This is a genomic window from Roseiarcus sp. (assembly GCF_052145395.1).
Taxonomy (GTDB): Bacteria; Pseudomonadota; Alphaproteobacteria; order Rhizobiales; family Beijerinckiaceae; genus Roseiarcus.
This window is the reverse complement of sequence record NZ_JBKQOT010000896.1, coordinates 1-8,138: the sequence shown is the minus strand read 5'-3', so window position 1 is coordinate 8,138 and position 8,138 is coordinate 1. Positions and strand designations below refer to the sequence as shown.

The following is an 8,138-nucleotide window of genomic DNA, read 5'->3' as shown; positions in this document are numbered from 1 at the left end:
TGCATCGAGCCGCCCTTGCCGCGCATTAACCCGATGTCGCGCAGCATTAGCTCGCCGAGCATCCCTTCCATCGAAACACCCCGGGCCAGGGTATGGGCGTGGCCGCGGTACGTGCAGAACGATTTGTCGCCCTTGCGCATCGCGACACCGAACCCCGCCGCAACCGCCTCCTGGCCGATCGACAGGTGGCTTGTCCCTTTGATCATGTTCTGCAGGAAGAGATCGAAGGCGCGCTTCTCGCAATCGCGGATTTCCACCTGGAGGCGGAAGAGCTCGAGACGCCGCTCCAGGCCTATGTCGTCGCTCTTGAACCGGTCGCCCGGCGCGGCTGCACTCGTCACGGAGGCCATGTCCGTCGTTTTCCACCCTTTTTCGTTACCTCGGGAAACTGCCAGAGAACGACGCCGCGGCATCCGAAAAAATCCTCAAAATGGAGATTTCCACGCGGCGCTCGCCGGAGCCGGACTTGACGTCAGTCGCGCCGAACGCCCGCGGCGGACCGCCTGCAGCCGTGCGCGCGCGGCGGCTAACGAATCCTCATTTTGAACAATTCGGTCCCGCCGCAACAAAGAGGCCGATGCTAACATCACGTTGGCAAAGTCCGCAACGGCAGCGGACTCCTGGCCAAATCTGACGCTGGCGTCAGGGGGGATGCGCTTGATGAAGATGGCGAAAACTTTCGCTTTCGGGACTGCAGCGGGCCGCCCCTGCGGGACACCGCCTGAACCGGCGGCGCCCGGCGATCGGTTTGCGTCGGGCCGCCCTCGCAGCGATCGCAAAATCGCGACGCGACCGCGTTGCCCGACGCGCGCCGTTGAGGCGACGCCCGGCTCATTCTCGCGCATCCCGGAGTTCGTCCGCCGACGTCGGCGCCGGTTTCGGCCGGGCGCAGAGTCCGCCCGCGAACGGCCTGGACGGGCATTCTCAATACGCGCGATGGGTCCGCGCCGACACTCGACTCACGACGGCAGAATGGAAAGGGAAGACGACGATGAAAGCGGTGAGGTTCTACACCAAACAGGACGTGCGCGTCGAAGACGTTCCGGCGCCAGGCACGCTGGGCGACTCGCAAGTGCTGATCAAGCCCCTGACCTGCGGCATCTGCGGCACGGATTTGCATGAGTTCGCCGGCGGACCGATCGTGACGCCCGCGACAAAGCACAAGTTTACCGGCGCCGTGCTGCCCCAGATTCTCGGCCATGAATTCTCCGCCGAGGTCGTCGAAACCGGCCGTAATGTCAGCCGCGTACGCAAAGGCGATCGAATCTCGATCCAGCCGCTCGTGATGCCGCTCGACGACTATTACAGTCGGCGCGGCCTTAACCATCTGAGCCCTAGCATGGGCTGCATCGGGTTGAGTTGGGCGTGGGGCGGGATGGGCGAGCTTTGCGTTATCAACGACTACAACGCCAATCTCCTCCCCGACAACGTCACCGACGAGCAGGGCGCGCTTGTCGAGCCGACTGCGGTGGCGCTCTACGGAGTCGACCGCGCCAAGGTGACTGGTGGCAGCACGGTGCTAGTCACCGGCGCGGGGCCGATCGGCGCGCTTGTGGTCCTGGTCTGCAGCGCCGTTGGCGCAGCCAAGATCTTCGTGAGCGAGCCCAACGCCAATCGCCGCAAGCACATCGAGAGCCTCGGCGTCGGGGCCGTCACGCTCGATCCGAAATCCGTCGACGTCGTCCAGCACATCCGGGACAACACCGACGAGGGCGTCGGAGTCGATTCGGCCATCGAATGTTCGGGGTTCGAGGCCGCGTTCAACGCCTGCGTCGAGGCGGTGCGCAATCACGGCACCGTCGTGCAGACCGGCCTGCATGTGAAGAAGGCGCTTGTCGATCCCGCGCTGTGGGCGCTGAAGGACATCACCATCGAGGCGACCTGGTGCTACGAGGTGACGATGTGGCCGCGCGTCATCCGCATGATCTCGAGCGGCAAGCTGCCGGTCGAAAAGATCGTTACGGGGCGCATCGAACCAGAAGCGATCGTCGAAAAGGGATTCCTCTCGCTGCTCAATCCGAGCGGGAATGAAGTGAAGGTGCTGGTGAACATGGTCTGACGCGGGCGCCGGGCCTCCCCGGCGTCTACGGCCCGGCTTCTCAATATCGACGGACAAGGAGAGACGCATGGAAATCAGAGCACTGGTCGTCGGCGCGACCGGAATCGCCGGGCGGGGGGTGTCACAGGAGCTTCTGCAGACCGGCGCCCGCGTTTCCGGCATTTCGCGCCAACGGGACGGCATCGTCCCCGGCGTCGAGCATGTCGCCGCCGACCTGCTCGATCCCGCGAGCGTCAGCAAGGCAGTCAGCGGGTTGAAGCCGAGCCATGTCTATCTGACGGTCTGGTCGCGCAGGCCGAGCGAGGAGGAAAACATCAGGGTCAACGCCGGGATTGTGCGCACAGTGCTCGAAGCGCTCGCCCCGGCGAGGAGCGTCAGGCACGTCGCGCTGGTCACCGGCCTGAAGCATTACCTCGGCCCCTTCGAGGCCTATGTTCGGAGCGGGGCCAACCCTCCAACGCCGCTGCGCGAGGAACAGGCGCGTCTGAACCTCCCGAACTTCTACTACAACCAGGAGGACGAGGTTTACGCTGCGGCGGAGCGCGACGGTTTCACCTGGAGCGTGCACCGTCCGCATACGATCATTGGCAAGGCGATCGGCAACGCCATGAACATGGGCTCGACGCTCGCCGCCTACGCCTCGATCTGCAAGGAACTCGGGCGGCCGTTCAAATTCCCCGGCAGCGCCGGGCAATGGCATGGGCTTTCGGACATGACCGACGCGCGCGTCCTCGGCAAGCAACTGGTCTGGGCGAGCACCACCGACGTCGCCAAGAACGAGGCGTACAACATCGCCAACGGCGACATCTTCCGGTGGAGCTGGATGTGGCCGCGCATCGCCAAATGGTTCGGCGTCGCATGGGAGGGTTTTGAGCGCGCGCCGGCGCCGCTCGAGGGTCAGATGGCGAACGACGCGGAGGTCTGGAAGCAGATGGCGGCCAAATATAACCTTGTAGAACCCAACCTCTGGCGCGTCGCATCGCCGTGGCACACCGATCTCGACCTCGGCCGGCCGATCGAAGTCATGACCGACATGGCGCGCAGCCGCAAGCTCGGCTTCCTCGTTTACCAGAGCACCGAAGAGGCCTTCCACGACCTGTTCGCGACCTTGCGCGCGGAAAAGGTCATTCCCTGAACCCTGCCGTCGCCGGAGAGCCTTGAGCGGGGTGGCGCGATCGCCCGCGCCCGATGCGAGACGGATCGAAATGGAAAGCGGCGGTAGAGCCTGGGGCTGGACAAGCGACGCTTCGACGCCTAACCGAAGGCGAAGGCCGGGAGGATCGGGAGGATCCGCGGCGAGCCGGCCGAACAAAAACCGGATGACCGAGCACGAACTTCTGCGGATCATCGCGTTTCTCGAACGGGTCCGTCAGCCGTTCCAGGAACTGGTTCCAATTGCCGAAGAAGACGCAACCTGGAACTTGCTGCTGTTCCTCATCAAAAATCACCTTACTGGAACGCCCGTCGCAATATCGACTCTGGCCTCGGTGGCGAAGACGCCGCACGCCACCGCCATGCGCCGCATCCATGCGCTGATCGAGCGGGGAGACATCCTCCAGGAACCGCTCGCCGAGGGCAGCAAACGATTCAGGCTTAGGCCGAGCGAGGCGCTGCTCGAGAGCTTCATCCAGTACGCGCGCAAGATCAAATACCTGCTCGCCGAAACTTTCGGTTTGCGTTCGAAGACCGACAGCGACGAGGATTATTATTTTGGCGGCTCCTATTTCGCCGCCCAGATCATTCCGCCGCCGCGCCTCATCGAAAGCCTGTTCCGCGGGAAGCGCGAAATCAAGTTCCTCCTCAACGACGACAATTACTTTTTGTCGATGCGGAACATGTGGGCAGACTTCCGCAACAACATGGCTTCGCGCAAGAATTTCGACCTGCAGAAGTTGCCGCAACTGCACGAGCGGCTTGTCGAGAACGCCAACCTGGCGGTTTCAGAATACGACATCGTCGCCATCAATGCGCCGTGGCTCGGCGAGGCGGTGAAGAAGAAGCTGGTCATTCCGCTCGACGACCACATCAAGTCGGCCAGCCTCTCGTCACTCGACTTCCACCCGTCCGTCTGGTCGATGGGTACCTGGCGCGGCCAACAGTTCGGCGTCCCGATCTACTGCACGATCGAATTGCTCGCAGCGCGCTCGGATTTGTTCGAAAGGGACAGAATCGACTATCCGACTACCTTCGAGAAGACGGTCGCCGCCGCCAAGCATTTCCATGCGCCCGCCAAGGGGCGCTACGGCATCGCCTGGAACGGCGGGTGTGGGATGCCCATCGCCTCGACCTTCATGTTTCTCATGGGCTGCTGCGGCGAGTCGATCCTGCGGATTCCGAAGACCAGCCTCGGGATGGGCGTCGACGAAGCGCGCGGCGAACAGTTGCGGCCGCAGATTTTCTCTGACGCGGGTCTTCGCGTGCTCGATTACCTGCACAGGCTCAAGGAGTATTCGCCACCCGACATCCTCGACATGGACTGGGACCGGCGCACGACATCGTTCCTTTCCGGGCAGACTGCGCTCGCCTACTGCTGGACGGTGCGCGCAGCACGCTTCGAAACCGACGTCAGCTCCGCGGTGAAACGCAAGGTGCGCTACCTCCCGCAGCCGCGCGGCCCGGGTGGCGCCTCCAACAACCCGATCGGCGGATTTCTGCTCTGCATTCCCGCCAACCTGCCGCCTGACCGGGTCGAACTCGCCTTCGAAGCGATCGCCTGGATGACGTCCCCGGAGGCGATGAAGGCGAACGTCCAAAACGGCTTTCCGGTCGCGCCTCGCTTCAGCGTCGCCGCCGATCCCGAGGCCGCCGCGGCGTCCCCTATCGTGAGCGTCGTTGACCGGCTCGCCAAGCAGAACAAGCTCAAGGGTTGGCCGCGCCCGCCGGTGCCCGAATATCTCTCTCTCGAAGCCATTCTCGGAGACGAAATCCACAAGGCCTTGCGAGGCGAGACGTCCGACAAGGAAGCGCTCAGGAACGCGCAAGACCGAGCGGATCATGTCATGCGCGAAGCCGGCTACTATTAGCGGTCGGGGGCGGGGCGGAGATCGATTGAGCCCTGCGGCCGAACACTCTGCGCGGCGCTATTTCCGGTCTTCGCTCTCGAGCTCGACGGTTGACGGCGCCCGTCGCACGCGACCGGACCGTCCCATGTCGCGACGGCGGTCGCAAAGGGCGGCCTTCCGATCCGAATTAGTCCGTTTTGGACAAATCAGGGCGATGTCTCCTGATTTAGTTTGTTAGCTTCAGTCCAATGACCGAGCCGGGCCGACGTGCGGCGACGCCCGCGGGCTTCGGGTCGGCGACAACGCGGCGAGATCGCTGCAAGGGAGGAGCATTCGACAACATGCCCGTCACTTCCTTCCGCGGACTCGCCGCCAGGCGCTGCAACGCAGAACTCCGCCGCTCCGCGCCGTTTGGCGGCGCGCTCGCCCGGACGGCCGCTCGCCGGCCCCTACCCGCTCCTTCCTTTATCAATCTCGCAGGCAAGCCGCTATGACCAAGCCTGTCGGAATCGCTCTCATTGGCATGGGCTGGTGGGGCAAGAAAATGCTGAACGTGCTCGGCGCGGCGCCGGAGGATATTCGCGTGGCGCGCGCCGTCGAGCCGGACCTAGAAACTGCGCGCGCGATCTGCGCTGAAAAAGGCGTCCCGTTGTCGCCCGACTACGCCGACGCCCTTGCTGATCCCGCGGTCGAAGCCGTCGTGCTCGCCACGCCGCACGCGCTTCATGGCGAGCAGATCGAGGCCGCGGTCGCCGCGAGCAAGCATGTTTTTTGCGAAAAGCCGCTGGCCCTCACGAAAGCGGGCGCGGAAAAGGCCGTCCGCCTGTGCCGCGACGCAGGCCTCGTCCTGGGGATGGGGCACGAGCGGCGGTGGGAGCCCCCGATCGCCGACCTTTTGGCCAAGGCCGACGCCGGCGAACTGGGCCGCATCCACCAGATCGAAGCCAACTTCAGCCACGACAAGTTCCTGGCGCTCGATCGGGATAACTGGCGGCTTAAGGCCGACCAGGCTCCGGCCGGCGGAATGACCGCCACGGGCATCCATCTGCTCGATCTGTCGGTGCGCCTGCTCGGCCCCGCTGAAAGCGTTTGGTGCGTGTGCGAGCAGCTATCGTCCGATCTGCCTCAGGGCGACACCGTGGCTGCCTACGTCAAATTTCGCAGCGGCGGCACGTCTTACGTGTCGGCCTCGCTCGCGAACCCTTTCATGTCCCGATTCACGGTCTATGGCTCGAAATGCTGGATAGACATCCGGGACAAGGCGCACGTCGAAGCCCCTGACGGTTGGATCGTCACGTCCGCGACGGCCGGCGGGCCGATCAAGACGGTCGAGGTTCCCCCCGCCGAGCCGGTGAAGGAAAACCTCGTCTCCTTTGCTCGCGCCGTTCGCGGAGTCGAACGTTACCCGATCACGTCCGAGCATCTCGTCAACAACATCGGGTTGCTGGAGGCGGTGTTCGCGTCCGCTCGAAGCGGCAAGATCGAAACCGTGGCCTGACGGGCCGCGTCGACCAAAGGAGCGTCCGATGAAAGCCTTGCTGTTCAACGAACCCAAGAAACCCGTCGTTTCGCAGGTCCCCGCGCCGTCGATATCCGACGATGAGGTGATGATCCGGTCGCGCCGGGTTGGCATATGCCACTCGGACTACGAACTGCTCGCCGGTCAATACATCATCCCGATCTCTTACCCGGTCATTCCCGGGCATGAATGGGTCGGCGAAGTCGTCGAAGTCGGCAAGAACGTCTCCGACATGAAGGCCGGCGACCGCGTCGTCGGCGAGTGCGTGATCAAGACGCCCGAGCGCATCCACCACTTCGGCTTCTCCATGGACGGGGCCGACCGGGAGCTTTTCGCGGCCCGGCCCGAATGGCTGCACAAGCTGCCCGACGCAGTGGACGATTCGAACGGCGCGCTGATCGAGCCTTTCACCTGCGGTTTCTACGCTGTCATGCGCAATGGCGGCACCAACGCCGCCGAAACCGTGGTGGTGTCGGGCGGCGGGACGATCGGCCTCGTTTCCGCGGCCGCGGCGATCGGCATGGGCGCTAGGGTGATCGTGATCGATCCGGTGCCGCTGCGTCGCGACATCGCCAAGCGTCTAGGCGCCTACGCGACGGTCGATCCGTCCGACGTCCAGCCGGTCGAAGCGGTGCACGAGCTGACGAAGGGCGGGGCCGACCTCGTCATTGAGGCGTCCGGCCACGCCGCCTCGCTCGCCAACGTATTCGACTACGCCCGCCCGGAGGGTCGGATCTCGATGGTCGGCATCAGCATCGGCCAGAAGTTCCCCGTCGAGCTCGGCAAGATCCAGAGCAAGGACCTCACCGTGCGCGGCTGCATCGGATCGCCCGGCGTCTGGCCGACCGCCATCCGCTTCCTTGAGCGGACGGGGATCGACCTGTCTCCAATCCAGACGCACAGTTTTGTTCTGGACGACGCGCTGCAGGCTCTGGAGCTGGGGAAGAAGCCGACGGAAGCCGTCAAGGTGACGCTGAAGATCGCGTGACCTCAACCTGAGAGACGGAACGATGCGCGCCCCCGCGGCGAGCTTTGAACTTCAGGACGTGTGCGCTGCGACGGCGCCGTCCGCGCGCGCACTCGCCGGTCGTGAGAAGCGGTCGGGCGCGAGAGCGGTCGGATGAATGCGATGAGCAACGAGGCGAGCAGCCGACCGCTTTATCGTCAGGGGTTTCCCATGCCGCTGACGAGAGAGTTCTTGACCGTCGTCATTTCGGTGGTCGCGCTTCTCGTTCTCTGCCGTGTGTTCGCCCCGTCGAGTGTCGCCTATGGCACCTTGGCGGGAAGCCTGCCCTTCGCGGCCATTCTGGTCATTGTGGGGCTCGGCCAGATGCTGGTCGTCCAGCAGGGCGGATTCGACCTGTCGGTGGCGGGCGGCGTCTCGCTGGCGGTCGTGATCTCGACCCACATTCCGGCGGGAGACGGCGCCAAGGTCCTGCCTGCGGTGCTTTTCGCGGTCTGTTGCGCGATTGCCGCCGGGATCGTGAACGGCGTGATGGTCGGCCTCCTGCGCCTGAACGCGATCGTCGCCACGATCGGCATGAACGCCTTGCTCTAC

The 8,138-nt window shown here is 64.5% G+C and carries 7 protein-coding genes; 6 read left to right on the top strand and 1 reads right to left on the bottom strand.

Annotated features, from left to right (window positions below; genetic code table 11):
* The coding region (locus ACLP25_RS31085; protein ID WP_442472944.1) for a thiamine pyrophosphate-dependent enzyme at positions 1-413 on the bottom strand (413 nt) is incomplete at its 3' end.
* A 578-nt stretch (positions 414-991) separates the two neighbouring features.
* Here ACLP25_RS31085 and ACLP25_RS31080 point away from each other — a divergent pair.
* From ACLP25_RS31080 to ACLP25_RS31055, 6 genes are all read left to right on the top strand, one after another.
* Positions 992-2,059 (top strand): zinc-binding dehydrogenase, encoded by a 1,068-nt coding sequence (locus ACLP25_RS31080; RefSeq protein WP_442472943.1) that lies wholly within the window; start codon positions 992-994, stop codon positions 2,057-2,059.
* 67 nt (positions 2,060-2,126) lie between these two features.
* Entirely contained in the window at positions 2,127-3,194 is a 1,068-nt protein-coding gene (locus tag ACLP25_RS31075) for an SDR family oxidoreductase (protein WP_442472942.1), read from the top strand.
* A 184-nt stretch (positions 3,195-3,378) separates the two neighbouring features.
* Positions 3,379-5,082: an extracellular solute-binding protein gene (locus ACLP25_RS31070; protein WP_442472941.1), complete on the top strand. Its 1,704-nt coding sequence runs from the start codon at positions 3,379-3,381 to the stop codon at positions 5,080-5,082.
* Between the two features lie 469 nt (positions 5,083-5,551).
* A complete protein-coding gene (locus tag ACLP25_RS31065) occupies positions 5,552-6,559 on the top strand; it encodes a Gfo/Idh/MocA family protein (RefSeq protein WP_442472940.1) in 1,008 nt (335 codons plus the stop codon).
* A 28-nt stretch (positions 6,560-6,587) separates the two neighbouring features.
* Positions 6,588-7,568 (top strand): zinc-dependent alcohol dehydrogenase, encoded by a 981-nt coding sequence (locus tag ACLP25_RS31060; protein ID WP_442472939.1) that lies wholly within the window; start codon positions 6,588-6,590, stop codon positions 7,566-7,568.
* A 132-nt stretch (positions 7,569-7,700) separates the two neighbouring features.
* The coding region (locus ACLP25_RS31055) for an ABC transporter permease subunit (RefSeq protein WP_442472938.1) at positions 7,701-8,138 on the top strand (438 nt) is incomplete at its 3' end.

Coding starts and splice junctions, on each gene's coding strand:
- ACLP25_RS31070 (WP_442472941.1), top strand. CDS start 3,379: ATGACCGAGCACGAACTTCTGCGGATCATCGCGTTTCTCGAACGGGTC.
- ACLP25_RS31060 (WP_442472939.1), top strand. CDS start 6,588: ATGAAAGCCTTGCTGTTCAACGAACCCAAGAAACCCGTCGTTTCGCAG.
- ACLP25_RS31080 (WP_442472943.1), top strand. CDS start 992: ATGAAAGCGGTGAGGTTCTACACCAAACAGGACGTGCGCGTCGAAGAC.
- ACLP25_RS31065 (WP_442472940.1), top strand. CDS start 5,552: ATGACCAAGCCTGTCGGAATCGCTCTCATTGGCATGGGCTGGTGGGGC.
- ACLP25_RS31075 (WP_442472942.1), top strand. CDS start 2,127: ATGGAAATCAGAGCACTGGTCGTCGGCGCGACCGGAATCGCCGGGCGG.